This is a genomic window from Polaromonas sp. (assembly GCF_013817205.1).
In the GTDB taxonomy this organism is placed as follows: Bacteria; Pseudomonadota; Gammaproteobacteria; order Burkholderiales; family Burkholderiaceae_C; genus Polaromonas.
Genome location: NZ_JACDDD010000038.1, coordinates 1 through 24,713, shown reverse-complemented (window position 1 = coordinate 24,713; position 24,713 = coordinate 1). Strand labels below are relative to the sequence as shown.

Below are 24,713 nucleotides of genomic sequence, written 5' to 3'. Positions count from 1 at the left end.
GCAGCTGGAACAAGCGGCTCAAGCCGCTTCCTTGTAAAAGAACCCGCGCTGAATGCTCCGTGGCGCCAGCGGCTCCACCGCCTGGTGAATCGCGCCAATGTGCTCCGGCGTCGTGCCGCAGCAGCCGCCGACGATGTTGACCAGGCCCTCGGCGGCGAACTCACGCAGCAGGCGCGAGGTGACATCCGGGGTTTCGTCGAAACCGGTGTCGCTCATGGGATTGGGGAGCCCGGCGTTGGGGTAGCAGCTGATGAAAGTGTCGCCCGCGACCCGCGCCAGCTCCTGGATATAAGGGCGCATCAGCGTCGCTCCGAGCGCGCAATTGAGGCCCACCGCCAGCGGCTGGGCGTGGCGCACGCTGTGCCAGAAGGCGGTGACGGTCTGCCCGCTCAGGATGCGGCCCGAGGCGTCGGTCACGGTGCCACTGATGATGAGCGGCAGGCGTTCGCCGCTGTTGTCGAAGTACTCGTCGATGGCAAACAGCGCGGCCTTGGCGTTGAGCGTGTCGAAAATGGTTTCGACCAGCAACACATCGGCGCCGCCCTTGACCAGCGCCTCGGTCTGCTCGTAGTACGCCTTGCGCAACTCCTCGAAGCTGGTGTTGCGCGCACCCGGGTCATTGACGTCGGGGCTGATGCTGGCGGTCTTGGGCGTGGGGCCGAGCGCGCCGACAACAAAACGCGGCTTGTCGGCCGTGGAGAATTTGTCGCAGGCGGCGCGCGCGATGCGGGCGGACGCGTAGTTCATCTCGACTGCCAGCTCGGCCATGTCGTAGTCGGCCTGCGCCACGGTGGTCGCGCCAAAGGTGTTGGTCTCGATCATGTCGGCGCCGGCGGCCAGGTAGCCTTCGTGGATGTCCTGAATGACATCGGGCCGCGTCAGACTCAGCAACTCGTTGTTGCCCTTGACGTCCTTGGGGAAGTCCTTGAAGCGTTCGCCGCGGTACTGCGCCTCACTGAGCTTGAAGCGCTGGATCATGGTGCCCATGGCGCCGTCGAGGATGGCGATACGTTTTTCCAGGATGGCAGGGAGCGCGGCTCCGCGGGTGTAGATGGCTTGCTTCATGCCACGATTTTAAGGGTCAGCCCCCACACACACAAACCCTGCGGTTATCGTACCGACGGTGGCCGCTGACATGCCCGACAATAAGGCTCCCGCCGGATACCACCATGAAACACCTCCAACCCAAAGAAGCCTGGGACTATCTCCAGCAGCACCCCGACGCCCTGTTTGTTGATGTGCGCATGGAAATCGAGTCGCTCTACGTGGGCCGACCGCCTGGCGTGATCAACGTGCCCTGGTACGAGTATCCAGACCTGACACCGGACCCGAAGAAGTTTGCCGACGCCGTAACACGCGAAGCCAGCGGCAAGGACCAGCCGGTGCTGCTGATCTGTCGCTCGGGCCAGCGCACGCTTGCCGCCGGTCAGGCGCTGGAGGCATCGGGATTTAGCGAAGTGATCAACGTCGTGCATGGCTTCGAGGGGGAACTGGATGAGCAGTTCCAGCGCTCCACCCTGAGTGGCTGGCGCTTTGATGGCCTGCCCTGGGAACAAATGTAGCGGGTTCCAAGCCAAAACTGGCTCCAGCCCTTATCTGACGGGCGTAAGCAGCTATACATTTAATAGCATTTTGTCCTGACATCCACTTTGCCACACACACTGACGCCTCCCACCCCGCTGGACATCCTGGGCCAGGTTTTTGGCTATTCGGACTTCCGCGGTCCGCAGCAGGCCATCGTCGACCACGTGGTGCAAGGGGGCGACGCGCTGGTGCTGATGCCTACCGGCGGCGGCAAGTCGTTGTGTTACCAGATCCCGGCCCTCGTGCGGCAAAACGCCGGCCATGGCGTGACGGTGGTGATCTCGCCGCTGATCGCGCTGATGCACGATCAGGTGGGCGCACTGCATGAGGCCGGCGTGTCCGCCGCCTTCCTCAATTCGACACAAACGCAGGAAGAAAGCAGCGCGCTCGAAAAACAGTTGCTGCGCAACGAGCTGACGCTGCTGTATGCAGCGCCTGAGCGCATCAACACGCCACGCATGAAGGGCTTGCTCGGCTCGCTGCACGAACGCGGCCTGCTGAGCCTGTTCGCAATCGACGAGGCACATTGCGTGAGCCAGTGGGGCCACGACTTCCGGCCCGAATACCGGTCCCTGAGCCTGCTGCACGAGACCTTTCCCGACGTGCCGCGCATCGCGCTGACGGCCACCGCCGATGCGCTGACGCGCCAGGACATGGTAGAGCGGCTCAAGCTGGAAGACGCGCGCGCCTTCGTCAGCAGCTTCGACAGGCCCAACATCCGCTACACCATCGTCGAAAAGATCGAGGCCACGCGCCAGCTGTTGCGTTTCATCGAGAGCGAACACGCGGGCGAGGCCGGCATTGTTTATTGCCAGTCAAGGAAGCGAGTTGAAGAAGTGGCTGACATGCTGCAGGACGCCGGTTTGAAAGCCATGGCTTATCACGCCGGTCTCGACAGCGCGCTGCGCCAGCAGCGGCAGGACCGCTTCCTGCGCGAGGAAGGCATGGTGATGGTGGCGACGATTGCTTTTGGCATGGGCATCGACAAGCCCGACGTGCGTTTTGTCGCGCACCTGGACATGCCGAAAAACATCGAAGGCTATTACCAGGAAACCGGCCGGGCCGGCCGCGACGGCCTGCCGGCCAACGCCTGGATGGCCTACGGTCTGCAGGACGTGGTGAACCAGCGCCGCATGATAGACACCAGCGACGCGGCCAGCGAGGAGTTCAAGCAAGTGATGCGCGGCAAACTCGACGCGCTGCTCACGCTGGCTGAAGACACGCGCTGCCGGCGCGTTGCCCTGCTGCATTACTTCGGCGAAGACAGTTTGCCTTGCGGCAACTGTGACAATTGCCTGAACCCGCCCAAAGTCTGGGATGCGACCGAAGCCGCGCGCAAGATGCTCAGCTGCATTTACCGCGTGCAGCAGGCCAGTGGCATCAGCTTTGGTGCCGGCCACTTGATGGACATCCTGCGCGGCAAGGCGACCGAAAAAGTGCTTCAGCACAGCCACGACAAACTCAGCACCTTCGGCATAGGCACCGACCTGGCCGAGGTGCAGTGGCGCGGCGTCTTGCGCCAGCTGATCGCCAAGGGCATGGTGCGGGTCGACCCCGAGGCCTTCAATACCCTGCAGCTGCTGCCCGACGCGCGCCAGGTGCTCAAGGGCGAGGTCAGCGTAATGCTGCGCGAGCAGGCGCTGGGCGGGTCCGGCGAGCGCCGCAAAAACAGCACGAAAACCTCCACCAAGGGGATGGCCGAGGCTTCGCTCAATGCCGGTGCGCTGGAACGGCTGGCACGGCTCAAGGCCTGGCGCGCCGAGGTGGCGCGCGAACACAACCTGCCAGCGTTTGTGATCTTTCACGATGCAACCCTGCGCGCCATTGCCGAGCGGTCCCCGCAGAGCACGGCGGATCTAGAAGGTATCAGCGGCATGGGCGTCAAAAAGCTCGAAGCCTATGGCAAGGAAGTGCTGCGCGTCTGCAACACGGACTTTTGATCGAATCGGGCGCCAGCCCATACTGGACCTGCGCCAGTAGCTATCAAATTTATAGCATCAGAAGCGCCGCCGCACCGTCCGGCGCCACAAGAGCGACGCCGCCTTGACCCGGGTGGTGCTGGCCGCGCAGTGCCTGCATGCGGCGATGCTGGCCCCGGCCACAGGCTACTGGATGAATCCCATGCCCCGCGATTCCCGCACTTCCGGCTTGATCCTGTGCTCGGCTTCGAGCTGGCTGAGGAACTCGTCAGCGGTGAACGCCACCGCCAGAATGTCGGTCTGGCGTTTGACCGCCGCAAAGTCGCCGGGGCACAACTGCTCGAGCCGGGCCAATCGTTCGCGCAAGGCGCTGGCCAGGCCCGAAGCGTCACCGGCCAGTGCCTCGGTGACAAACATTTTTTCCCGTTGCACTGCCGTCAGCGGCATGAATTTGATCTTGAAGGTAAAGCGTCGCAGCGCCGCCTGGTCCAGGCTTTCCAGCAGGTTGGTGGTGCAGACAAAAATGCCGTGAAAGCGCTCCATGCCCTGCAGCATCTCGTTGACCTCGGTCACCTCGTAAGTCCGCTGGGCGCCGCGCCTGTCCTGCAGAAAACTGTCGGCCTCGTCGAGCAGCAGCACCGCTTTCTCGGACTCCGCTTCGGCAAACATCGCGGCCATGTTCTGTTCGGTCTCGCCGACATATTTGCTCATCAGGTCGCTGGCCTGCTTGATGATCAGCGGCCGCTCGAGCTCTTTGGCGATGTGTTCGGCCAGGGCTGTCTTGCCGGTACCGGGCGCGCCATAAAAACACAGGCTGCCGTGGCCACGGCTTTTGAGCGCCTGGACGATGCGCGGCACGTCAAAGCGCGACTCGACGTTGAGCATGGACAGGTCATAGGTGGTGACGCTGTGGCGCCCCTCGGCGCCAGTCTTGTTGCCCAGCGCCAGGTCGGCATTTTTGAGCTGACGCTCGATCAGCGACTCCATCAGCGCCGCCTGGCCGCCGCCCAGGATGACCTGCATGTCTGCACCGTCGACGGCCTTGCCAGGTTCGCTGGCCAGCTTGGCAAAACGCACCGCCGTGCGGATCTGCGCCGGCGTCAACCCCTTGCGGGCCGTGAGCCGCGCCACAAAGCCGTCGCTCACCGCCACGCCTTCAAGGGTCTTGCGCACCAGACCTTCGCGCGCGCCCGGTGGTGGCGATTTGAGTTCGAGATGGTAGGCAAAACGCCGCCGGAAAGCCGGGTCGATCTGCTCGATGCGGTTGGTCACCCACAAGGTCGGCACGGTATTCGACTCAAGAATCTGGTTGACCCAGGCCTTGCCACCGACCGACCCCGTGGGCGGCGCCACGAGCTGATCGGAGCGCGCCATCAGCTGGGCCGCTTCGCTGGAGACCGCCGGAAACACGTCCTCCACCTCGTCAAACAGCAGCGCAGCATGGGCGCTGCCCTTGAGGAAGACCTGGGCGATCTGCAGCGAGCGGTAGCGGTCGCGCCCACTCAGCGAGTTGCCGTCGCGGTCGGCGTATTCAACCTCGAACAGGTCCAGTCCGGCGGCCTGCGCCACCACCTTGGCCAGTTCGGTCTTGCCGGTGCCGGGCGGTCCGTACAGCAACACATTGACCCCGAGCTCCTTGCCGGCCACGGCATTGCGCAGCAGCGACACCATCACGTGCGCATCGTCATGTGCGAAGGAAAAATCGGACAGCCCCAGGTTGCTGCGGTCCACCGGGCGCGTGAACACGGCCATCAGCTCGGTCTGGTCGCGGTATTCACGCATCAGCACCGGCGGCAGTTTCTCGCTGACCTTCATCAGATCGGCCAGATCCGTGATGTTGTGCTCGGAAATCAGGTTTTCGACCATGCCGATCCGCTCCAGCCGCGAGCCGGCGCGCAGGGCCTCGGCCACCTCGCCCGCCTTGACACCGGCTACCTCGGCGATTGCAGCGTAGGCTTCGGGCGCATTGTTGACCTTGAACTCGACCAGCAGGGAGCGCAGGTCACGCTGGTAGCGCGCCAAGGTACCGTACAGCAGCAGCGCGCGTTCGGCCTGGTTGAGCTGCAGCAGCTTGGCCAGAGCATCGATATTCTTTTCGACCAGCGTGGACTGTTTTTTGAGCGCGTGTGTCAGCCAGTCGCCGGTGGCGCTGAGTACCGACAGCAGATCCTTGGGCTGGTCCTTGGCATGTTCGTCGAGGTAGAAAAAAAGCGTGCCTTCTTCATAGGGCCCGCGCCAGGTACCATGCCGCGCCAGAAAGGCGCTGTCACTGAGCGCCTCGTGCCCGCGCCAGAACTCGTTGTCGCGGCAGCGACGGCCCAGGAATTCACGCAGGCGCTGCAGCGCCGGCAGTGGCCACACCAGATGGCGGCCGGACAGCGACAACAGGCTGTTCAGGTCGCGCCGCACGTTGAACTTGGCGCCTTGGCGGGCGGCCAGTGTCAGTACAAAATGCGAACACATCAGGTCCAGCACCGGCGCATCCTTCAGGCCAGGGGACAGCAGCAGCTGACCGTGCTTGTCGGTACCCACACGCTTGTTCATCGATGGACCTCCGGCGTTGAAGGAGAATATTTCTGCGCCCCCTGGCACAGGTGATGCCTCACCATAACGCAGCTTGGGCCATCGTGGAAGACACCCGCCAAATTCCCCCGTGTGGATTGCGCCACAAAAGCCGCCACAATCGGTGCTCCCGCGAAAATGCCGTGACAACCCCATCCGCCAGGAGCACCATGCTTGGATTTACCGATATTGAGGCCGCCGCCCGCCGGCTGCAGGGCCAGTTGCTCGACACCCCGTGTGTCGCATCGAAAACCCTGTCGCAGATCACCGGTGCGGAAGTTTTCCTCAAGTTCGAGAACCTGCAATACACCGCCTCCTTCAAGGAACGCGGTGCCTGCAACAAGCTGGCGCAGCTCACCGCCGAGGAGCGGCGCCGCGGCGTGATTGCCATGAGCGCAGGCAACCATGCCCAGGGCGTGGCTTACCATGCGCAGCGACTGGGATTGCGGGCGGTGATCGTGATGCCGCGCTTCACGCCCGGCGTCAAGATTGACCGCACCCGCGGCTTCGGCGCAGAAGTGGTGCTGCACGGCGACACGCTGGAGGAGTCGCGCAGCCACGCGCAGGAGCTGGCGCAGCGCGAAGGCCTGGTGTTTGTCCACCCTTACGACGATGAAGCCATCGTCGCCGGGCAGGGGACGGTGGGCCTGGAAATGCTGCGGGCCGTGCCCGAACTCGATACTTTGGTGGTGGCCGTGGGCGGCGGCGGCCTGATCGCCGGCATGGCAACAGCGGCCCGAGCGATCAAGCCGGGCATCACCATCATCGGCGTGCAGACCTCGCGCTTCCCGGCCATGGTCAACGCCATCAAGGGCACGCAGCACCCGCAGGGCAGCAGCACCATCGCCGAGGGCATTGCTGTCGGCACGCCGGGTGTCATTCCGCAGGCCATCATTGCGCAGAAGGTGGACGACCTGGTGCTGGTGGACGAGGGCGACATCGAGCAGGCCATGGTGATGCTGCTGGAGATTGAAAAAACGCTGGTCGAGGGCGCAGGTGCCGCCGGCCTGGCCGCGCTGCTCAAGTACCCGGAGCGCTTCCGCGGGCAGAAAGTCGGCTTGGTGCTGTGCGGCGGCAACATCGATCCGCTGCTGCTGGCAGCCATCATCGAGCGCGGCATGGTGCGTGCCGGCCGGCTGGCCCGCATTCGTGTCAGCGCGCGCGATGTCCCCGGCTCACTGGCGAAGATCACCGCCACGGTGGCCGGTGCGGGCGCCAACATCGACGAGGTGCACCACCAGCGCGCCTTCACCATGCTGTCGGCGCAGAACGTGGACATTGAGCTGGTGATCCAGACGCGCGGGCGCGAACACATTGCACAGGTGCTGGCGGTGTTGAAAGCAGACGGCTTTGAAGCGGAGGAACAGCTATGAACACGGAAACGTTGCAGGCCGCGCTGCCCGAATATTTTGCACCCTGGGTGCAGGCCCTGGGCCTGAAGGTCGAGGCCTTCGATGGACAGGGCGTAACCTTGCGCCTACCGCAAAACCCGGCGCTCTCGCGTGTCGGCGGCACGCTTTGCGGCCAGGCCATGATGGCTGCGGCCGACACGGCGATGGTGCTGGCCCTGATCAACCATTTCGGCGAATTCAGACCCTGCACTACGGTGCAGATGAACAGCAGCTTTCTCAAGCCGCTGTCAAAACAGGACGCGCTGATCGAGGCGCGCGTGATACGCGCCGGCAAGTCACTGGCCTTCGGCGAGATCGACATCCGCGGCGCCGACGAAGGCAAAAGTGTCAGCCGCGCCACCACGACGTACGCGCTGCTGTGAGACCTACCGCAGGTGTTTGGTCATTTTGGCGGCGAACAGCTGCGGGATGCCAATGCTGCGGCGTCCCGGCAGCAGCTCAAACTCCTGGCCGGCGCTGATGCTGCCGGGCGTCAGCACTGACAGGTAGAAGCCGCACAAGCCGCTTTGGGCCATCATTTTCGAGGCCCGCGCAAATCCCATGGCGGCATTGAACTTGTAGCAGGGTTCGCGCGGGATGCGCACCTGCAATTCGCAATCGGGAAACCTCAGTACATCGCCGGCCCACACCTGGTTTTCGAGCAGGCCTAGCAATGTCAGGTTTTCCCCCAGGCTGCCATGCGGCAGGCTGTCATCGATCAAGCCCAGGCCTTGTTCGCGCCGCGCTGCTTGCCAGAACGCGTAGTGTTCTGCGGGGTAGGCATACACGGCCTTTTCCAGTCCGCCGTGGATGGACAGGTCGGCCTGTTCGTCACCCCTCAGCCCCAGCGGCAACACCGGCACCGCATCATTCACAGGACGCTTGACCATGCCTGTCAGCACACTGCGGCCGCCCAAGGGGACGCGGCGAGCCGCACCCACCTGAACCGACAGCAAGCGGTGCGCAGCGGCCAACTTCACGGCGGACGCACGGCTGTCAGCTAGTTCCATCCAATCACTTCGAAGCCGCGCTCGGCCAGACAACGCTGCACGAAGTTGCGGTAGGTGCTGCTGGGGCGGTCATTGCGAAAAGCGCCCTGGACGGCGCCGGCCGAGCCACCCACGGCCGCGCCGGCGGCGCCGGCCCGGATCACCCCTTCACCGCCCCGGCCGGTGATCAGGGCGCCGACCGCCGAAGCCACCGCGCCGGTCGCCGCACCTACACCCGCGCCGCGGGCAACGGCATTGTTTTTCTCATCGGGGGTGAGGCCGGCCGAAACCGCCCGGCCCATGCACGCGTCGACCTCGGCACGTCCCTGGGCGTCGCCGACACGGGTCAGGGTGGCATTCGGGTACAGCACGGGGCGGGCAGAAGGACTGTGGGCGCCGGTGCTGGCGCAGCCGGCCAAGCCGCCCAGCAACAGGGCCGCGAAACAGGAACGGACGGCCGGGGCGCAGGAAGACATGGCGGGCTCCAGAACAACAAGGGATAGCAGGCCGCACGCTGGCCGGAGCCGGGTCGGCACCCCGGATGTTAGCAACCGGCCTGCCAGGGACGGCGTGTGAAAAGGTAAAATAATACTGTCGTCCCGATTTCAGGAATTTCCACCATGTCCAGCCCAGAACAAACCACCAACGCCGCCCACAGCAGCCCGACGCACGCCCAGGAACAGGACGCCGTTGAAGCCATTGTCCCGATGATGCCGCTGGTGTTGCCTGTCGCAGGGGCTGTCTTGATGTTTTTGCTGGCCTTTATTGCCATTTACATGGCCTGATTTCGGCCGGCTGCGCCGTTTCAGGCCGCGCCGTCGGTCTTTTGCCCGTCGGGCACGCGGCTGACCATCAGTATTCCCACGATGAAGGCAATCAGGTGGCCTTCGGGAAAAGTGCGAAAGTGGCCGCTGAACAGGCTGGTTGCGCACCAAGCCAACATGCAGCCTGCTGCCATTTTTCCGTAAACCGTTCCGCTTTTCAGGCAGGCCTTGATGATCATGGCCAGCATGAAAAGAAATGCGATCAACCCGATCACGCCGTTTTCGACCGTGACGAACAGGTACTGGTTGTGCGGATCGTCAAAAGGAATCGCTCGCCAGCCGGTGTATTTCTCTGCCGCAATCGCGCTAAAGCTTTGCTTGAAACTGCCTGTTCCCACACCGAGCAAGGGCCGCTCGGCAATCATGCCCAAACTGGTTTGGACCATCAGCATCCGCCGCCCCAGCGAGGTTTCTTCTGGCACCTCCGAGAAGTTCCGGGCTTCGGTCATGCCCATCTTTACCCGGTTGTGCACGGTCGGGGACAGGTTGTAGGCCAAGAGGCCGATCACCAACGCAGCCAACGCGCCCAGCAACACCCCCTTGACCCCGCGCCAGACGGCAAACCACCAGACGACAAGCACCAGGAAAACCACATAGCCGCTCCGGCCCGGCGTCACCAATGCGACATTGGCCGCAAAAGCCAGCGCCAGCACAAAAAGTCCTGCGCGCCATAACCACGCCTTTTGCTGCCGGGCAAACCACAATGCGAGAAACGTACAGAGGGCAAAGACCATGCTCTGTGTCGCATGGGACCTGAAAACATTCTCCGCCACCAAAGGGGCCCCGGATCCCACCTTCTTCAAGGAGGCTGCCGCTCCAATCAATTCGCGCATAAATGGCGCCTTCAGGGCGAAGGACACCAGCAGGCCCACCACACAGATGATGAAAAAAGCCACGAGAAATCGTCGCTTGGGCGATTCATCGGTGAACACAAGGGCCAAGGGAAGGATGTAAATGATCTTTCGGTCCGAAAAAACACTCTGCCACGCATACGCCTTGGGCGCTTCGGTGTAGCTCAAGCCGACTATTTGCCAGCCGATGTAGATACCCACAGCCGCAGCTACCGCCAGTGGGAAGTTCCGGGTGTCCAGGTGGCGGCGCTGGCCGCTCAGGCAGATCGCAAGAAAAAGAAGCAGGAAAAGTGCAAAACCCAAATTTGCCAGCGCGGTGGAAAACAGATTGACGCAAACGGCAAATATCGCCGTATTCTGGGTCCAGGTGACCAAGGCTGAAGGCGGCGCGGGGCGCGGGTTGAACGTTGTGGTCATCAATGGAGGCTTTCAGGGTAAAAGGCAGGCGCCTTATCCGTGCCGGCGGCGGCGCCACAGTTTTTTCCACCTGAACTGCAAAGCCTGAAACCACAGCGGGTGGGACTTGTCCAGGGCCGAAGAGAATTTGCCGTTGTGGCTGCCTTGCTCCACCACCGGGGGCTCCAGCCAGAACATCGGGGTGGCCAAGGTCCGGTCGATGTGTTCGAAGGTGTGGTCGATCGGCAGCGTGATGCCGTTGGCCTCTATCCAGTCCAGCCGGCGTTGCACGGTGGCCTGCGAGACGATATAGGAATCCGCGAATTTGCCCTGGTTGCGCGGGTAGAGCCATTGGCCGGCCCGGATCTGCTCATGCGGCACGTAATAGTGGCCGCCGCAGCCCAGGAAAGTCACGTGCGGATCGCCCAAGGCAACTTCTTCCTTCATCAGACCGTTCAGCGCCGGCAAAAACTGCGCCGAAAAAATGACGTCGTCTTCCAGGATCAGCACCCGCGAAAGGCCGCGCTCCACGATCAACCGATGCGCCTGCCAGTGCTTGAGGGCACAGGATTGCTGCGCAGGCGACAGCTTGTCGCCGCGGAACAACCGCTGCCGCAGGTCTTCGGGGATCGCCGGTATATCGAAGTCGAGCACAAACTCATAAGGCAGGCCCAAGCCGGCCATCTGGGCCTCAATGAAGCGCCGCCGCTCGACAAAGCGGGTGGCGTGGATCACAAAAATCGCATCCAGCCCCTGTGGCAAAGCCTGGCTGGCAAGCAGGGCGGCTGACGGTTCAAGGGGCATGGGTGCTTTGGAAGCGAACGGAATCCGCAGGTTGGTGGTGGGTTGCGACGCTGAATTCTAGATGACACGCCCCGCCCGCCCTCTCGCGGATCGCGGCGGGCAAACAACAAGGGCGCGGCCCGTCAGCAGGAAGTCACTTTCTTTTGCTTACAAAAATCCGGCGCCATGCTACTCTTTTGTCCACAAGCCCGCGCTCGGGTAGAGGTTCGCGATGCAACAAGCTGGTGCATGGATTTCACTGCTGTGCCTGACATGCTCGCTGGCGGTGGCAGCGCCTGCGGATGAAGTCAAGGCCTTGCTCGAACAGGGCAAGGACCGGCAAGCCTATGAGGCGGGCAAAGCTGCGCCCGAAGCCTTGGGTACGCCGCTGTTTGATTTTTACTTCGGGATTGCAGCGCTCAACGGCGGCGTACCGGGTGAAGGCGTGCTGGCACTGGAGCGTTATTTGCTCCAGCATCCAGAAAACCGGTCTGCCCAGTTCCAGCTGGCACGCGGCTATTTCATTCTTGGCGAAGATCAGCGCGCGCGTGAGGAGTTCTCCAGCCTGGCACCGGCGGCCTCCGGCGCGGAGCTGGAGAACATCAACCAGTTTCTCGACGCGATTCGGGCGCGCGAATCGCGTTACAAGCCCACATCCAGCGCCTTCGTCGAACTTGGCGCCGGCTACGACACCAACATCAACAGCGGCATTCGCAGCGGCCAGGTCGCCGGTTTGCCAGCCGGATTTGTCGTCCTGCCCGGCCAGTCGTCCGAGCGGCAAGCCGACTCCTACAGCAGTGCGCTGGCAGGCATTCAGGGCGCCTACCCCTTTGCACCCGGCTGGTCGCTGTACGGCGGCGCGATGCTGATGGCGCGCAGCCATAGCCACAGCCGCAGCGACGTTTTTGACCAGCAAATTTTGGCAGTACAGGGCGGGCTGTCGCTTCTGGAAGGGCGCAGCCTTTACCGCCTGGGTGTCGACCTGCTCAGGCTGTCGGTGGACAACCAAAAGTACCTGTCACTCAATACGCTGGTCGGCGAGTGGCAATACCAGAACGACCAGTACAACCGCTTTGCGGTGTCGCTACAGCACTCGCGCCAGAGCTACCAGAACATCGACAGCTTTCTGGACATCAACAAGACCTTGCGCGTGAGCTCCGGCGCAGACGTCCGGGACAGCAGTCTGACGAGCCTGACGGGCGCCTGGACACATACGCTGGCGCACCGCTGGAACCCGGTTTTTACGACCAGCGTGAATGCAGGCAGCGAGCGAAACCGCAAAAACCGGCCCGATCTGTCCCGCGACCTGTGGGGCGTCAGGGCCTCGGTCACGGCGCAGCCGCTGGCCAGATGGACGCTGGGCAGCGGCCTGAGTTACCAGGCCAGCCGGTATGCCAGCGAGTTCGCGGTTGGTATCCCCGCCAGGCGTGACCAGTATTACGCGCTGGACCTTTCTGCCGCTTACGCGCTGGACCGGAACTGGTCTTTGCGCGGTGAGTACCAGCAGGTTGAACAGCAGTCCAGCATTGGCTTTTTTGACTATTCCCGCCGCTCTGTGGCGCTGAAGTTGCGCTACGACTTCAAATAACTGGAGGCCGCATGAAAAACGTCCTGATTGCCGCTTTGCTGCTGATGCCCGGCTTCGGCAGCGCGCAAACCCAGCCCGCCGGCACGGTTCTGGCGCTGGCCGGAGATGCCTTCCTGTCACGCGCCGGGCAGCAACTGCCGCTGCGGGCGGGCGCCACGGTGGAAAGCGGGGATGTCCTTACCGTGGGAGACCGCAGCGCCCTGCAACTGCGGTTCACTGACGAGTCCGTCGTCGCCTTGCGGGCCAACAGCCAGTTCCGGATAGAAGACTACCGCTTTGAAAAAAACGCCGGGCAGGATCGCTCCGTCATGGGCCTGCTCAAGGGCGGCATGCGCACCATCACCGGCCTGATTGGCAAGGCCAACCAGAAAAACTACATGGTCCGCACCGCCACATCGACGATAGGCATACGCGGTACCCATTTCAGTGTGGTGTCCTGTAACAACGACTGCCGCAACAGCGATGGCACGCTGGGGACAAACGGCACCTTTGGCGGCGTCACCGACGGGCGGATCACCGTGTCCAACGACAGTGGCCAGCACGAGTTCGGGCAGCAGGATTATTTTCATGTGCCCAGCGCCAGCGCCGCGCCGGTGCGGCTGCTGGCACCACCGGCCATCCTCAGCGACCGCAGCTCCGGCGCACGCGGGCGCACCGCAGCCGTCACCCCGGCAACCGGCTCCGGTGGCACGGCGGCCAGCGGGGAAACCGTGGCCGAGAGCAGCTCGGGCACCCAGACCTCCACCTCGCCCCAGCTGACAGTTCAACAGGCCCCCACGACGCAACTCGTGGCTCCAATCACATCCGTCGCCGCCAGTGACTCACCGTCCGTCCTGACCGCGAGCGCCTTGGGAAGCGGGTTTATTACTGTGGTCGACGTGGAGCGGCTCTCTGGCGTGCTCGAAGCCAGGGCGAGAAACTACAGCCTGGCCGAACTCCGAAGCGAGGTGACCGAAATTGGCGGCGCTTACTTTTCCGATGCGGCATCCCTGGCCGCTGCGCTCCGGTCGGTTGGCGAAACGATAGGCGGCAGCGCCGCCGCTGGGGCGTACTGGACCTACGGCGCGCCCCATCCCAGTGACAGCTCGCGCCTGGGATCGCACCACGCTTGGGGCGACACACCAAAAATCCAGCTGCCGGGCTCGGGGACGGCCCAGTACAACTATGTGGGCGGCACTGCGCCTACCGACAATTTCGGCCGCGTTGGCAGCTTTAGCGGCAGCAACCTGCTGATGGACTTTGGTTCCCGGCAAATCAAGAACGTCAGTGCCATGGGCATGAGTTTTGGCAGCAATGCGCTGCAAAGTGCGGCGACGGTTTATGTGATACCGGCCAACACGGTCTGGCAGATGGGTGGCGGACCATACACGCTGGTCGGCACCACCTGCACCAGCGGCTGCACCGGCACCACCAAAGGTTCCATCAATGGCCGGTTTGTGGGCGCGGCATTGCAGGGCTATATCGCAGCCATCACCGTCGGCAACACCCAGCTGACCACCTCCCGGCCGAATGGGGCCGGGAACGTGGCGGCTTTCGCCAAGCAATAGCCGCCACGGCAATGCCGCAGCAATTTGGAAGAGCGGGCGCGCCGCCTGGGTTCCCATCCTGAGGCGCCGCAGCACCAGCGACCCCCCCGCATCGACAGCAGACTGCCCAGACCCTGCCACCTTAAGCCAAATCGGCCTCCGGCCCTTATTGAGTCTGCGTCAACAGCTATTATTTCAGGAGCATCCAGACCACCTCACGCGTCTGCAGCGATTCACCGCCCGGGTGTCACGACTGTCAGAACCTGGGAAGTGGCTATGCATAACCTTATGCGGGTTATGCATGAACTTTGCCGGTAACCGGCATGTAACTTCCGGCGATGTTCTTAAAATGGATTGTCTGGCCGACCCGTGGAAGCCGAAAAGACCAGCCACCCGCTGTTTTTTCTGACCCAGCGCTGCAGCACATCCGGCTGCGGCCCCACTCGCCGACCGGGACCTGTCTGATGCCAGTTTTGCTGCCCTGTTGCCGGCCCGTCGCGACCGCACAGGGTCGCAGCCAGCGCCATTTCGACAAATGTCTCGATGCCACAGTCATAGCCGACCGCGCTGCCGCATCCGACGTTTGTCGAAATCACGCTTTTTAACTTTGGAGCTCCCGATGAACCACCCCGCGATGCAAGGGCTGAATTTGAATACGCCCAGCTACGTCAAACACGCCCGGCTGATTGCCTGGGTCGCCGACATGGCGGCGCTGTGCAAGCCCGACACCATTTACTGGTGCGACGGCAGCGATGCTGAATACCAGCGCCTGTGCCAGCAACTGGTCGACGCCGGCACCTTCAAAAAGTTGAACGAAGCCAAGCGCCCCAACAGCTTTCTGGCCAATTCCGACCCAACCGACGTGGCCCGCGTGGAAGACCGCACCTTCATCTGCTCCGCTAAAAAGGAAGATGCCGGCCCGACCAACAACTGGATGGCGCCAGCCGAGATGCGCGCCACGCTGCAGCCCTTGTTTGACGGGTGCATGAAGGGTCGCACCATGTATGTGGTGCCGTTTTCCATGGGCCCGCTGGGCTCGCCGATTGCACACATCGGCATCGAGCTGTCCGACAGCCCGTACGTCGGCGTCAACATGAAGATCATGACGCGCATGGGCCGTGCCGTGTTCGACGTGCTGGGCGACGACGGCGAGTTTGTTCCCTGCGTGCACAGCGTGGGCGCGCCGCTGGCTGAGGGCCAGAAGGACGTGAGCTGGCCCTGCAACAAGACCAAGTACATCGTGCATTACCCCGAAACGCGCGAAATCTGGTCCTACGGCTCCGGCTACGGCGGCAATGCGCTGCTGGGCAAGAAGTGTTTTGCGCTGCGCATCGCTTCCAATATGGGTCGTGACGAAGGCTGGCTGGCTGAGCACATGCTGATCCTCGGCGTGACCAACCCGCAAGGCAAGAAATACCACGTGGCTGCGGCCTTCCCCTCGGCCTGCGGCAAGACCAACTTCTCGATGCTGGTTCCGCCGGCCGGCTTTGAAGGGTGGAAGGTCACGACCATTGGCGATGACATCGCCTGGATCAAGCCTGCGGCCGACGGCAAGCTCTACGCAATCAATCCCGAAGCCGGTTATTTTGGCGTGGCCCCTGGCACCAACTTCCACACCAACCCGAACTGCATGGCCAGTCTGGACAGGAATGTCATCTTCACCAATGTGGCGCTGACCGACGATGGCGATGTGTGGTGGGAGGGCATGGAAAAAGACAGCGGCAGCCTGCCGGCCCACCTGATTGACTGGCAGGGCAAGGACTGGACGCCGCAGATCGCCAAAGAGACCGGCGCCAAAGCGGCCCATCCGAACGCCCGCTTCACAGTGGCTGCCACCAACAATCCGGCACTGGACAGCGCCTGGGATGATCCAAAAGGTGTGGCGATTGACGCCTTCATGTTTGGTGGGCGCCGCTCCACCACGGTGCCCCTGGTGACCGAGGCGCGCAACTGGGTCGAAGGCGTTTACGCAGCCGCCACCATGGGTTCCGAGACCACCGCAGCCGCCACCGGCCAAGCCGGTGTGGTGCGACGTGACCCGTTTGCCATGCTGCCTTTTGCCGGCTACAACATGGCCGACTACTTCCAGCACTGGCTCAACGTCGGCAAGAAGCTGGAGGCCTCGGGCGCGAAACTGCCGAAGATCTTCACCGCCAACTGGTTCCGCAAGGGCGAGGACGGCAAGTTCGTCTGGCCCGGCTACGGCGAGAACATGCGCGTGCTCAAGTGGATGATCGACCGCATCGAGGGCCAGGGCCAGGGGGTGGACCACTTCACCGGCGTCAGCCCGCGTTATGAAGACATCAACTGGACCGGCCTGGACTTCAGCGCCGAGCAGTTCAAATCCGTCACCAGCATGGACAAGTCGGCCTGGCTCAAGGAGCTGGAATTACATGCCGAGCTGTTCAAGCAACTCGAAAATCACCTGCCGAAAGAGCTGGAGGAGACCAAGGCTGCCATCGAGCAGCGTTTGGCGGCCTGACCGGCCCCTGCGCGCCATTGCAGGAAGTTGCACGCATGACCTGCATGTGACCTTGCGTGTTTCCGGCTCATCGTCCGGGCACAAAAAAAGCCACCGATCCGGTGGCTTTTTTATGCCCGCTGAAACAGGGCATTGGGGTGACTCAGAGGTAATACCGCTGGAAGGCGCGCAATTCGTAGCCCCTGAGGCGAGCGGCGCGCCGGTCAGAGGCTGCAGCAGGGGCCGCAGCGTCGGTCGTTGCAGGCACTTCGTCAGCCGCCACTTCCTGGCGAGTCATTGCCGCACGCAGGTCGGACATCACGCGGGGATCGGTTTTTGCGGCTTCCCACATGCGGATGTCTGCGCGGGCCTGGGCCAGGGTCTGCGACCAGGCGTCCATCGCGGCGACGGTGCGGGCAGCCAGGTTGCGGGCAGTGCCGGCAAACAGCGCCAGACCGGCAAAAGCCACGGCCCACAAGGCCATCCAGATCACCAGCAGATGGCCTTCGGCGACGCTGTCCGTGACCTGGTAGGCGACGACCATGATGGAAGCCACGATGGCCGAGAGCAGCAACGCAGCCAGGCCGCGCGTGCCCGAGAATCCCTGACGCAGCTGGCTGGCAGCGTGTATTGCCGACTCAACCCGGGCGGCGCCGGTGTGCTCTGTGGAGTACTTGATGTTGACGAAGCTGGTCATGATGGTTCCCCTTGATGAGTGCCACCACCGATATTGGTTTGGGCACAGAGAGATATTAGGGTTATCACTGATGTTATTCAACTTTATCTTTATGATGTTGACCATTCACCCTGGTGATAATAACTTTTTCCAGTCAAGAAACGCATGAGCCAGCCCAATTTCCGCACCCTGGACCTGAACTTGTTGCGCGTGTTTGACGAGGTCATGGCCGAGCGCAGCCTGACCCGCGCCGCGCGCAACCTGTCACTGACGCAGCCGGCGGTCAGCAATGCCCTGCGCCGCCTGCGCGAGACGCTGGGCGACGAGCTGGTGCAGCGCAGCGGGCACGGCATGGCACCGACGCCGCGGGCCCTGGCGATCTGGCCTGCAGTGCGGGATTCGCTGCAACAGCTGCAGGAGTCGCTCGCGCCCAATGAATTTGAACCCGCCACCGCGAACACCACCTTTGTCGTGGCCATGGCCGACGCCACCGCCGCAGAACTTATCCCGGGCCTGGTGGACACGCTGGAGACGGAGGCGCCCGGGGTGTCGGTGCGTGTGGTGCCGCTGACCACGCGCGACCCACGGCGACTGCTGGACGAGGAAAGCTGCGACCTGGCGGTCGGTTACTTCCCCTCGGTGCTGGCCGACCTGACGGCACGGGCCCAGAGCGGCGAGCCAACACCCTTCATGCACAAGCGCCTGTACGACGGGGAGTACGTGTGTGTGATGCGCAGCGGGCACCCGCTGGCCAGTGGGCCTTTCACGCTCAATCGCTTTTGCGCAGCGCGCCACATGCTGGTGAGTTTTTCGGGCCGGCCCTACGGCTTCATCGATGAATCGCTGGCCTCACTGGGCCGCGAGCGGCAGGTGGTGCTCACCGTCAACCAGTTTTTCACCGCTGGCCGGGTGGTGGCCAAGTCCAACCTGCTGACGGTGCTGCCGCGCCATTTTGTGAGCGTCACCGGCATTGCCGACCAGCTGGTGCTGCGGCCACTGCCGTTTGACGTGTCACCGGTGCATGTCGATGCGGTGTGGCACCGGCGCTCGCAGCAGCGCAGCGCCCACATCTGGCTGCGCCAGGCCCTGGAACGGGCGGCAGACAGGGCATTTTCGGTCTGAGCCCCCGTTTTGATGCCAAACTGGCCTTCAGCGCTCGTCCAGCAAGCGCCGTCAGCTATGATTTTGATAGTAAAAGTCAGCGCACCACGCTGAGGTAGGCAAAGGCAGCGCGGCGCAGTTCACGCGCCTGACGCGGGTTGCGGCCGGCGTGGTCGTCGGCGCGCTCCATCAGCTGGCGTGCCACGCCGGGCCTGGCGGCAGCGCTGCGGCGGGCTGCCAGGAAACGAAGCAGGGGAGCAAAAAAGCGGGTCATGTCAAAGTCACCATCAGGGTGAAAAGTTGCGATGACTCAAGAGTAAGGGTTTTCCCTAGGTTTGCAAGACACTGCAGTCCGCTTTTCATGCGGAACAGGCATGGCTTGGGCCGTTGCGGACATGGGGCGCTGCCGCGCCGGCCAGAGCGTCGCCACACATCCCGCACAATCGGCGGGTGAATATTCAGCTCCTGTCCGACCTGCACCTTGAATCCAACCCGCATTTCATGGCGCAGCCGACGCCGGGCGCAGACCTGCTGGTGCTGGCCGGCGACATCGGCTCTTACCAGCCAGGCTCCCTGCTTGCCGGCACCGACTTCGGGCTGGCGCGTTTTTCGCCGCTGCCGGTGGCCCAGGGCGGGGCCGGCTGGCCGACCCCGGTGCTGTTCATCCCCGGCAACCACGAATACGACGGCCTGGATTTTGAGACGACCCACACGCGGCTGCGAGAGACCTGCGAGCGTTTGGGGCTGGTCTGGCTGGAGCAGCAAAGTGTGGTGTTGCAGGGTGTGCGTTTTATCGGCAGCACCTTGTGGACCGACTTTGACGCGCTCAGCGCCCCTGCGGGCGCGACTGGGGACATCACGCTGGGTGAGCAACTCAAAAGCCGCGAAAAAGCCTTTCGCGCCGCCAACTTTTACCTGAACAAAAATCACACGTTTCACCAGGGCCGGCCGGTGCTGGCCGAGGCGGTGCGCGAACGCGGGCTGGCGAGCCAGACCTGGCTGCGGCAGACGCTGGCCCAGCCCTTCGAAGGTCCAACGGTGGTGATCACTCACTTTGCACCCAGTTTGTTGAGCGCCGACCCGCGCTACGGCCTGACGCCCGGGACTGCGGGTTTCTGCAATGCTCTCGACGATTTGCTGGGCCAGGCGCAGCTGTGGCTGCACGGCCATCTGCATTGCCCTAGCGACTATGTGAAAAACGGCTGCCGCGTCGTGGCCAACCCGCTGGGTTATGCGCGCAAGGGCGAGCAGGACGCTTTCAAGCCCGAATTGCTGATCAAAATCAGCCGTTAGCCCCCGCCGAATAAGCGCAAGCCGCTACCGAATCAATAGCAAGAACGAGCCCCGATCAGCGCGCGTTCAGCCCGTCAAAGCAGGTCTGCAGCACCAGCGCGATGACTTCTTCGTCGCTGTGCTGGCCGCCGGACTTGAGGAATTCCAGCACCGGATCGCAGGCGCGCGCATACAGCGTGTACAGCACCAGCACCGGCGGCAGGCGGGTATTGAGCGAGCCGTCGGCCTGGGCTTTTTCAATCCAGCCGCCCAGCTGGTCGCTGACCTGCATCAGCCCGTCGATGTAGGCCTTGTTGTTCACCAGCGTGGTGCGCAGGCTGGAGTTGTGGTGCGGCAGCGAAGGCATCTCGCCGGCCAGTTGCAGTGTCAGCATCCAGCGCACCATGGCCTTGAGCTGGTCCAGCGGCCGGCCATCGGCGGGCAGACCGGCCAGAAAAGCCTGGGCGCGCTGCATGACACGCACCATGGCAGCGGCGGCCAGGTCTTCCTTGCTGGGGAAGTGTTTGTAAAGGCTGGCCTTGGCAATGCCGACTTCGGCCGCCACCTGGTCAACGGTCATCAGGTCGAAGCCTTTTTCCGACAGCAGGCGGTTGACGGCCTGGATGATGGCGTCCTCACGCACGGCCAGCATCTGGGCCTTGAAAGAGGTCCTGGGCGGCAGCGGCGAGGTGGGGGGAAGCGGAGGGGGAAGTGTTCGGGTGCTCATGACCTGATTTTAGCCGTAGACGTCTTTAAAAAAAGCCGTTGTTTGTTTTTTGAACCAATCGGTCGCAAATGAACTATTGGGTAATGGGCATTCAGGTCCCTTGCAGCACTGCCGGCAGCCACCACCCGGGCCGGCGGCTGCGGAGCTTCCAGGCATTGCCCAGCAGCTTGTCCAGCACCTGCTGCTGCAGACGCGCATTGAACAGCAGGAAGCGGCCTTCCAGGTCCACCACCAAGACGCCTTCGCTCATGCTGTTGATGGTGAGGTCCAGCAGGCCGTGCTCGCGGCCGGCGCTGGCGGCGCATCGGGCTCTGAGCGTTTTGCGGACCTTGCCGGCCTCCTACAGCCAGCGCCACCATGCACTGACAGCTCGCCCACCGCTGAGCGGCCATCGTGAGACTCTGCAAGCGTTTTATAGACTGCAAGAAAGTACCCCATGACCAAACACACTCCCGCCAAGGCGGCGCCAGACACCCTCTCCGACGTCCCCGGAACCAGCGACGGCATGCCGCAGAAAACCCCGGCGGCCGGCCGTGCCCGGACCGGTCATGCCAGCACGCCGGCCGATGCATCGGATGAAGCCAGTCTGGCTCTGCCCCACGAACGCGACCAATCGGTCGGCATGACCGACGACACGCCCGACCCTCAGGTGGCTCAGGCCAGCAAGGACCTGCGACGCGGCCTCAAGGACACGGGCAAGGGCCCGGCCATGGATGCGGCCTATGACAAACTCAAGCGCCGTTGAGAAGCGCCGTTTGAGCGCCGTTTGCCCTGATTTCCGGCAGAACCGCTACTTTTTTCATAGCTGCTTGCGCCCGTCGATTATGGGCTAGAGCCCAATTTGACTCATAAACTCAGGGCACGCGCGGGGCCTGCTGTAGCTCCGCTGCCGTCATGCGCTCACTCATCCAGCGCATCAGGTCCAGCCACATCTGGCGCATTTCGGCGTCCAGCGGCGTGCGGGTGGAATTGGGCAGTTCGATGGTGACCACGGGCACGCCCTTGTGCACGCCGCCGTAATTGCCCAGTGAACCCGGGAAAATGCCGACCTGGTCCAGGTAGAGCCGGCCCAGCCTGGACGGCGGCACCGACGGGCCGTCGAAGTCCAGCACGCCATAAGGCGCGTGGATACTGACGATCAGGTTGGGCTTGAAACGCTGCATCTCGTTATGCAGAAAGGCCGACTCCGGTTCCGACAGCGGTTTCGGGCCGGGCCAGCGACGCGGATCCTTGTGTGTGCGTTTTTCCCAATAGACCTTGGCATCGCGTTCCCAGTTAGGCGTCGGGAAGTTGCGGTTCAGGTCCACCCCGTTGGCGTTGACACGCTGCGGGGGGGTGGAGAGCAGGCCGTCGGGATTGAGCGCCGGCACAAAGCGCCAGTGGATCGCCTGCGACCATGGCGCGGGCGTTTGCTCGGCCAGCTGGATCCAGTGCAGCGCTACCGAGGCCGACGACAGCTCATCACCATGAATCGCGCCCAACACCAGCACCCGCAGACGCGCGTCGTCAGGCTGGATGTCGCGCTTCCACAGGGTCTGGCCGCGCACTGAGCGGGCCGGCGTGGCCTCCAGCCTGGCCGCTTCGCACAGGCTGCGTTTGACGTTGGGCAGCTTGCGCACAAACGCTTCGCAGGGGCCGGCTGCCTGGGCGGGCGCTGACAGCAGCAGCAACGTCGCAAGCGCAGCAAACAGGGAATGATGCATGGCGAAATTTTACGCGCCGCCTGTTCAGCCCTGCCCTGCGGAGGCTTGGGGTAAATTAGCCGCATGTCCCCCGTTCGTCCCCGCCAGGCCGGCAGTCCGAGTTTTTCGCCGCTGGAGTTCCGCGCCTCACTGGCCATGTTTGCCACCGGAGTGACGATTGTCACGGCGCGCAGCGAAAGCGGCGAGCTGATCGGGCTGACCGCCAACTCCTTCAATTCCGTATCTCTGGCGCCGCCGCTGGTGCTGTGGAGCCTGGCGCGCGCGGCCGGCTCCCTTCCTGCGCTGAGCACCGGCTCGCACTATGCCATCAACATCCTCGCGGCCGACCAGAAGGAGCTGGCCGAACGTTTTGCCGCCAAACGCGAGGGCCGCTGGAGCGGCGTCGCCTGGACCGAAGGCGTCGGCGGGGCGCCCTTGCTCACCGGGTCGGCAGCAGTCTTTGAATGTTTCAACCGCAGCCGGTATGAAGAAGGCGATCACGTGATCTTTGTCGGCGAGGTCGAGCGCTGCAGCCACCGCGCCGGCGCGGCGCCGCTGCTGTTTCATGGTGGGCGGTTTTACACCGAGCATCCGTTGTAACCCGGCGCGCGAGCAGCAGCCGCTGCATCCGGCTACCATGCAGGCCCATGAATGCCCGCAAAACCCAGTTGGATGCTGTTGCCATTTCCTTGCTGCTGGCCTGCTGCCTGTTCTGGGGCTTCCAGCAGGTGCTGGTCAAGGCGACGCTGGCCGAGATCGCGCCGGCTTTTCAGGCGGCCATCCGTTTTGCCGGTGCCACGGCGCTGCTGCTGGTCTGGTGTGCCTGGCGCGGCATCCGGCTGTTCAGCGCCGATGGCTCGCTGCGCGCCGGGCTGCTGGCGGGCAGCCTGTTTGCTGCGGAGTTTGCCTGCCTGTATGTGGGCCTGCAGTACACCAGCGCGTCGCGCCTGACGGTGTTTCTCTACACCTCGCCATTCTGGGTAGCGGCGCTGCTGCCGATCTGGGTCAAGTCCGAAAAGCTGCGGCCGGTGCAATGGGCCGGCTTGGCCTGCGCATTTGCGGCGGTGGCATTTGCGCTGCGCGACGGGTTCAGCGCAGGTGCCGCCTCCACCTGGGTCGGCGATGTGATGGCACTGGTGGCCGGCATGTTGTGGGGCCTGACCACGGTGGTGATTCGCGCCTCCTCACTGTCACGGGTGTCGCCCGAAAAACTGCTGTTTTATCAAATCGCGGTGAGCACCGTCGCCCTGCCGCTGGTGTCGCTGGCCCTAGGTGAACGCTGGTCCTGGGAATTCAGCCCGTTTGCCGCCACCTCGCTGGTGCTGCAGACGGTGGTGGGAGCGTTTGCCAGCTACCTGGCCTGGATGTGGATGCTGGGGCGTTACCCTGCTACCAAAATTTCGGTCTTCGTGTTTTTGACGCCGCTGTTTGCGCTGCTCTTCGGTGTGTTGTGGCTGAACGAGGCCGCCACACCCAGCCTGCTGGCAGCGCTGGTACTGGTGGCGCTGGGGATTGTGCTCGTGAACCGCAAGCCTGCTTGAGCTGACAGCCTATTCGGGATCAGACATTGACGTTATCGTCAGCGTAGTTCCATTCGGCGAACTTGTGTTCAAGGGATGTTGCTACAAACCATGCTGCCACGCCAGGCAATATCCATGCAACAACCGCCGCAGTTCCCGCCAAGAGTTGATGTTCAGCTGTCGGAATCACTGTGCCTTGCGCCCCGTAGATCAAATACTGGCAGCCATAGACGTACCCTAAAAATATTCCCTCGGACAACAGGATAAAAAATGCGTTGCCATGTTCACGCAAATGCCGGTATGAATCCACTAACTCGATTCTTTTGGGCTTGCCTTGCGCCGATGCACGAGCACCTGCCAAGCCGTCATAAAAAGAGTAAAGCCGGTGATGTTGCAAGAATACATGAATACACATCGCATACTGAAGGCCGATACAGGCAACAGCCACCAAAAAGTAAATCACAAACAAGCTGCGGTTAGGCGGCAGCAGCGTGTCTATCAACCAACCAAGCGCCACCACAGCAAATACATACAACAAAAATGCAGGTATCGGATTTCTTGCCATCGTCGTCACAAAGCTTTTCCCGGTCTTCCGCTTCCACACAAACTCAATGGCAAATCGCCACATGTGCACCACCAAAACCAGTTGACTGGCTATGTAACAGTACGCAAACCCTCCAACAATCAACACAAGCAGGTAATAAGACGGCTCCATGACGGTCAGGTCGAAAATGTCCGGTCGCCGCACATCTTTTCGCAATGTTTGCAGCAATATCCAGATACAAGCAGCGCCTACAACTGTTCCAACCAAATACCGAACAAGGTAGTTTTCCCACCACTGCCCAGAGTAGGGGCTTATGG

25 protein-coding genes are annotated in these 24,713 nt (G+C 63.0%); 13 read left to right on the top strand and 12 right to left on the bottom strand.

Translation table 11 applies throughout. The features are described 5' to 3' along the window. Window positions 1-18: 18 nt before the first annotated feature. Window positions 19-1,065 (bottom strand): homocysteine S-methyltransferase family protein, encoded by a 1,047-nt coding sequence (locus tag H0W47_RS10565; protein ID WP_296924057.1) that lies wholly within the window; start codon window positions 1,063-1,065, stop codon window positions 19-21. A gap of 104 nt (window positions 1,066-1,169) precedes the next feature. Here H0W47_RS10565 and H0W47_RS10560 point away from each other — a divergent pair, with 104 nt between their 5' ends. Beyond that, entirely contained in the window at window positions 1,170-1,562 is a 393-nt protein-coding gene (locus H0W47_RS10560) for a rhodanese-like domain-containing protein (RefSeq protein ID WP_296924055.1), read from the top strand. A gap of 87 nt (window positions 1,563-1,649) precedes the next feature. Next, a complete protein-coding gene (gene recQ, locus H0W47_RS10555; protein ID WP_296924053.1) occupies window positions 1,650-3,524 on the top strand; it encodes a DNA helicase RecQ in 1,875 nt (624 codons plus the stop codon). A 165-nt stretch (window positions 3,525-3,689) separates the two neighbouring features. On the opposite strand, the gene H0W47_RS10550 is transcribed toward recQ, so the two are convergent. After that, a complete protein-coding gene (locus H0W47_RS10550; RefSeq protein WP_296924051.1) occupies window positions 3,690-6,047 on the bottom strand; it encodes an ATP-binding protein in 2,358 nt (785 codons plus the stop codon). A gap of 188 nt (window positions 6,048-6,235) precedes the next feature. Here H0W47_RS10550 and H0W47_RS10545 point away from each other — a divergent pair, with 188 nt between their 5' ends. Continuing rightward, window positions 6,236-7,438, top strand: a complete 1,203-nt coding sequence (locus H0W47_RS10545; protein WP_296924048.1) for a threonine ammonia-lyase — start codon at window positions 6,236-6,238, stop codon at window positions 7,436-7,438. After that, window positions 7,435-7,839 carry a PaaI family thioesterase gene (locus H0W47_RS10540; protein ID WP_296924047.1) on the top strand — a complete coding sequence of 135 codons (405 nt, stop codon included), beginning with the start codon at window positions 7,435-7,437 and terminating at the stop codon, window positions 7,837-7,839. Before H0W47_RS10545 ends, H0W47_RS10540 begins: the two co-directional genes overlap by 4 nt. Before the next feature lie 3 nt (window positions 7,840-7,842). Here H0W47_RS10540 and H0W47_RS10535 read toward each other — a convergent pair whose 3' ends face one another. Together H0W47_RS10535 and H0W47_RS10530 are read right to left on the bottom strand one after the other, a co-directional pair. Continuing rightward, a complete protein-coding gene (locus tag H0W47_RS10535; RefSeq protein ID WP_296924045.1) occupies window positions 7,843-8,466 on the bottom strand; it encodes an MOSC domain-containing protein in 624 nt (207 codons plus the stop codon). Beyond that, complete coding sequence (locus H0W47_RS10530) at window positions 8,457-8,921, bottom strand: glycine zipper family protein (RefSeq protein WP_296924043.1); 465 nt, start codon at window positions 8,919-8,921, stop codon at window positions 8,457-8,459. Before H0W47_RS10530 ends, H0W47_RS10535 begins: the two co-directional genes overlap by 10 nt. 144 nt (window positions 8,922-9,065) lie before the next feature. On the opposite strand from H0W47_RS10530, the gene H0W47_RS10525 reads away from it, so the two are divergent. Continuing rightward, window positions 9,066-9,230: a hypothetical protein gene (locus tag H0W47_RS10525; RefSeq protein WP_296924041.1), complete on the top strand. Its 165-nt coding sequence runs from the start codon at window positions 9,066-9,068 to the stop codon at window positions 9,228-9,230. A 20-nt stretch (window positions 9,231-9,250) separates the two neighbouring features. Here the strand turns inward: H0W47_RS10525 and H0W47_RS10520 are convergent, their stop codons facing one another. Together H0W47_RS10520 and H0W47_RS10515 are read right to left on the bottom strand one after the other, a co-directional pair. Next, window positions 9,251-10,537, bottom strand: a complete 1,287-nt coding sequence (locus H0W47_RS10520; RefSeq protein WP_296924039.1) for an O-antigen ligase — start codon at window positions 10,535-10,537, stop codon at window positions 9,251-9,253. Window positions 10,538-10,570: 33 nt separating this feature from the next. Beyond that, on the bottom strand, window positions 10,571-11,320 hold the full coding sequence (locus H0W47_RS10515) for a glycosyltransferase family 25 protein (RefSeq protein ID WP_296924037.1): 750 nt from the start codon (window positions 11,318-11,320) through the stop codon (window positions 10,571-10,573). Between the two features lie 211 nt (window positions 11,321-11,531). Between H0W47_RS10515 and H0W47_RS10510 the strand changes: the two genes are divergently transcribed. The 3 genes from H0W47_RS10510 to H0W47_RS10500 all read left to right on the top strand — a co-directional run bounded on the left by H0W47_RS10510 (window position 11,532) and on the right by H0W47_RS10500 (window position 16,895). Further along, window positions 11,532-12,887: an outer membrane beta-barrel protein gene (locus tag H0W47_RS10510; RefSeq protein WP_296924035.1), complete on the top strand. Its 1,356-nt coding sequence runs from the start codon at window positions 11,532-11,534 to the stop codon at window positions 12,885-12,887. 11 nt (window positions 12,888-12,898) lie between these two features. Next, window positions 12,899-14,434, top strand: coding sequence for a FecR family protein (locus H0W47_RS10505; RefSeq protein ID WP_296924033.1), 1,536 nt, complete (start codon window positions 12,899-12,901; stop codon window positions 14,432-14,434). 598 nt (window positions 14,435-15,032) lie between these two features. Continuing rightward, the gene (locus H0W47_RS10500) at window positions 15,033-16,895 is read left to right on the top strand and encodes a phosphoenolpyruvate carboxykinase (GTP) (protein ID WP_296924031.1); all 1,863 of its coding nucleotides are present in this window, start codon (window positions 15,033-15,035) and stop codon (window positions 16,893-16,895) included. A gap of 142 nt (window positions 16,896-17,037) precedes the next feature. On the opposite strand, the gene H0W47_RS10495 is transcribed toward H0W47_RS10500, so the two are convergent. Next, window positions 17,038-17,571 carry a hypothetical protein gene (locus tag H0W47_RS10495; protein ID WP_296924029.1) on the bottom strand — a complete coding sequence of 178 codons (534 nt, stop codon included), beginning with the start codon at window positions 17,569-17,571 and terminating at the stop codon, window positions 17,038-17,040. Between the two features lie 144 nt (window positions 17,572-17,715). On the opposite strand from H0W47_RS10495, the gene H0W47_RS10490 reads away from it, so the two are divergent. Next, on the top strand, window positions 17,716-18,672 hold the full coding sequence (locus H0W47_RS10490) for a LysR family transcriptional regulator (protein WP_296924027.1): 957 nt from the start codon (window positions 17,716-17,718) through the stop codon (window positions 18,670-18,672). A gap of 76 nt (window positions 18,673-18,748) precedes the next feature. Here the strand turns inward: H0W47_RS10490 and H0W47_RS10485 are convergent, their stop codons facing one another. Then, window positions 18,749-18,925 carry a hypothetical protein gene (locus tag H0W47_RS10485; protein ID WP_296924026.1) on the bottom strand — a complete coding sequence of 59 codons (177 nt, stop codon included), beginning with the start codon at window positions 18,923-18,925 and terminating at the stop codon, window positions 18,749-18,751. A 176-nt stretch (window positions 18,926-19,101) separates the two neighbouring features. On the opposite strand from H0W47_RS10485, the gene H0W47_RS10480 reads away from it, so the two are divergent. Continuing rightward, on the top strand, window positions 19,102-19,944 hold the full coding sequence (locus tag H0W47_RS10480; protein WP_296924024.1) for a metallophosphoesterase: 843 nt from the start codon (window positions 19,102-19,104) through the stop codon (window positions 19,942-19,944). 55 nt (window positions 19,945-19,999) lie between these two features. Here the strand turns inward: H0W47_RS10480 and H0W47_RS10475 are convergent, their stop codons facing one another. Both H0W47_RS10475 and H0W47_RS10470 read right to left on the bottom strand, forming a co-directional pair. Continuing rightward, window positions 20,000-20,650: a TetR/AcrR family transcriptional regulator gene (locus tag H0W47_RS10475; RefSeq protein WP_296924022.1), complete on the bottom strand. Its 651-nt coding sequence runs from the start codon at window positions 20,648-20,650 to the stop codon at window positions 20,000-20,002. A 91-nt stretch (window positions 20,651-20,741) separates the two neighbouring features. Next, the gene (locus H0W47_RS10470; RefSeq protein WP_296924020.1) at window positions 20,742-20,900 is read right to left on the bottom strand and encodes a hypothetical protein; all 159 of its coding nucleotides are present in this window, start codon (window positions 20,898-20,900) and stop codon (window positions 20,742-20,744) included. A 186-nt stretch (window positions 20,901-21,086) separates the two neighbouring features. Between H0W47_RS10470 and H0W47_RS10465 the strand changes: the two genes are divergently transcribed. Further along, a complete protein-coding gene (locus H0W47_RS10465; RefSeq protein ID WP_296924018.1) occupies window positions 21,087-21,395 on the top strand; it encodes a hypothetical protein in 309 nt (102 codons plus the stop codon). Window positions 21,396-21,504: 109 nt separating this feature from the next. Here the strand turns inward: H0W47_RS10465 and H0W47_RS10460 are convergent, their stop codons facing one another. Further along, complete coding sequence (locus H0W47_RS10460; protein ID WP_296924016.1) at window positions 21,505-22,353, bottom strand: M14 family murein peptide amidase A; 849 nt, start codon at window positions 22,351-22,353, stop codon at window positions 21,505-21,507. Window positions 22,354-22,416: 63 nt separating this feature from the next. On the opposite strand from H0W47_RS10460, the gene H0W47_RS10455 reads away from it, so the two are divergent. After that, window positions 22,417-22,932 carry a flavin reductase family protein gene (locus tag H0W47_RS10455; RefSeq protein WP_296924015.1) on the top strand — a complete coding sequence of 172 codons (516 nt, stop codon included), beginning with the start codon at window positions 22,417-22,419 and terminating at the stop codon, window positions 22,930-22,932. 47 nt (window positions 22,933-22,979) lie between these two features. Further along, window positions 22,980-23,873: a DMT family transporter gene (locus H0W47_RS10450; protein WP_296924013.1), complete on the top strand. Its 894-nt coding sequence runs from the start codon at window positions 22,980-22,982 to the stop codon at window positions 23,871-23,873. 19 nt (window positions 23,874-23,892) lie between these two features. Here H0W47_RS10450 and H0W47_RS10445 read toward each other — a convergent pair. Further along, the coding region (locus H0W47_RS10445) for a hypothetical protein (protein WP_296924011.1) at window positions 23,893-24,713 on the bottom strand (821 nt) is incomplete at its 5' end.

Coding starts and splice junctions, on each gene's coding strand:
- H0W47_RS10475 (WP_296924022.1), bottom strand. CDS start 20,650: ATGAGCACCCGAACACTTCCCCCTCCGCTTCCCCCCACCTCGCCGCTG.
- H0W47_RS10535 (WP_296924045.1), bottom strand. CDS start 8,466: ATGGAACTAGCTGACAGCCGTGCGTCCGCCGTGAAGTTGGCCGCTGCG.
- H0W47_RS10495 (WP_296924029.1), bottom strand. CDS start 17,571: ATGACCAGCTTCGTCAACATCAAGTACTCCACAGAGCACACCGGCGCC.
- H0W47_RS10455 (WP_296924015.1), top strand. CDS start 22,417: ATGTCCCCCGTTCGTCCCCGCCAGGCCGGCAGTCCGAGTTTTTCGCCG.
- H0W47_RS10560 (WP_296924055.1), top strand. CDS start 1,170: ATGAAACACCTCCAACCCAAAGAAGCCTGGGACTATCTCCAGCAGCAC.
- H0W47_RS10520 (WP_296924039.1), bottom strand. CDS start 10,537: ATGACCACAACGTTCAACCCGCGCCCCGCGCCGCCTTCAGCCTTGGTC.
- H0W47_RS10540 (WP_296924047.1), top strand. CDS start 7,435: ATGAACACGGAAACGTTGCAGGCCGCGCTGCCCGAATATTTTGCACCC.
- H0W47_RS10530 (WP_296924043.1), bottom strand. CDS start 8,921: ATGTCTTCCTGCGCCCCGGCCGTCCGTTCCTGTTTCGCGGCCCTGTTG.
- H0W47_RS10460 (WP_296924016.1), bottom strand. CDS start 22,353: ATGCATCATTCCCTGTTTGCTGCGCTTGCGACGTTGCTGCTGCTGTCA.
- H0W47_RS10450 (WP_296924013.1), top strand. CDS start 22,980: ATGAATGCCCGCAAAACCCAGTTGGATGCTGTTGCCATTTCCTTGCTG.
- H0W47_RS10470 (WP_296924020.1), bottom strand. CDS start 20,900: ATGAGCGAAGGCGTCTTGGTGGTGGACCTGGAAGGCCGCTTCCTGCTG.
- H0W47_RS10550 (WP_296924051.1), bottom strand. CDS start 6,047: ATGAACAAGCGTGTGGGTACCGACAAGCACGGTCAGCTGCTGCTGTCC.
- H0W47_RS10545 (WP_296924048.1), top strand. CDS start 6,236: ATGCTTGGATTTACCGATATTGAGGCCGCCGCCCGCCGGCTGCAGGGC.
- H0W47_RS10515 (WP_296924037.1), bottom strand. CDS start 11,320: ATGCCCCTTGAACCGTCAGCCGCCCTGCTTGCCAGCCAGGCTTTGCCA.
- H0W47_RS10490 (WP_296924027.1), top strand. CDS start 17,716: ATGAGCCAGCCCAATTTCCGCACCCTGGACCTGAACTTGTTGCGCGTG.
- H0W47_RS10510 (WP_296924035.1), top strand. CDS start 11,532: ATGCAACAAGCTGGTGCATGGATTTCACTGCTGTGCCTGACATGCTCG.
- H0W47_RS10500 (WP_296924031.1), top strand. CDS start 15,033: ATGAACCACCCCGCGATGCAAGGGCTGAATTTGAATACGCCCAGCTAC.
- H0W47_RS10525 (WP_296924041.1), top strand. CDS start 9,066: ATGTCCAGCCCAGAACAAACCACCAACGCCGCCCACAGCAGCCCGACG.
- H0W47_RS10505 (WP_296924033.1), top strand. CDS start 12,899: ATGAAAAACGTCCTGATTGCCGCTTTGCTGCTGATGCCCGGCTTCGGC.
- H0W47_RS10465 (WP_296924018.1), top strand. CDS start 21,087: ATGACCAAACACACTCCCGCCAAGGCGGCGCCAGACACCCTCTCCGAC.
- H0W47_RS10565 (WP_296924057.1), bottom strand. CDS start 1,065: ATGAAGCAAGCCATCTACACCCGCGGAGCCGCGCTCCCTGCCATCCTG.
- H0W47_RS10485 (WP_296924026.1), bottom strand. CDS start 18,925: ATGACCCGCTTTTTTGCTCCCCTGCTTCGTTTCCTGGCAGCCCGCCGC.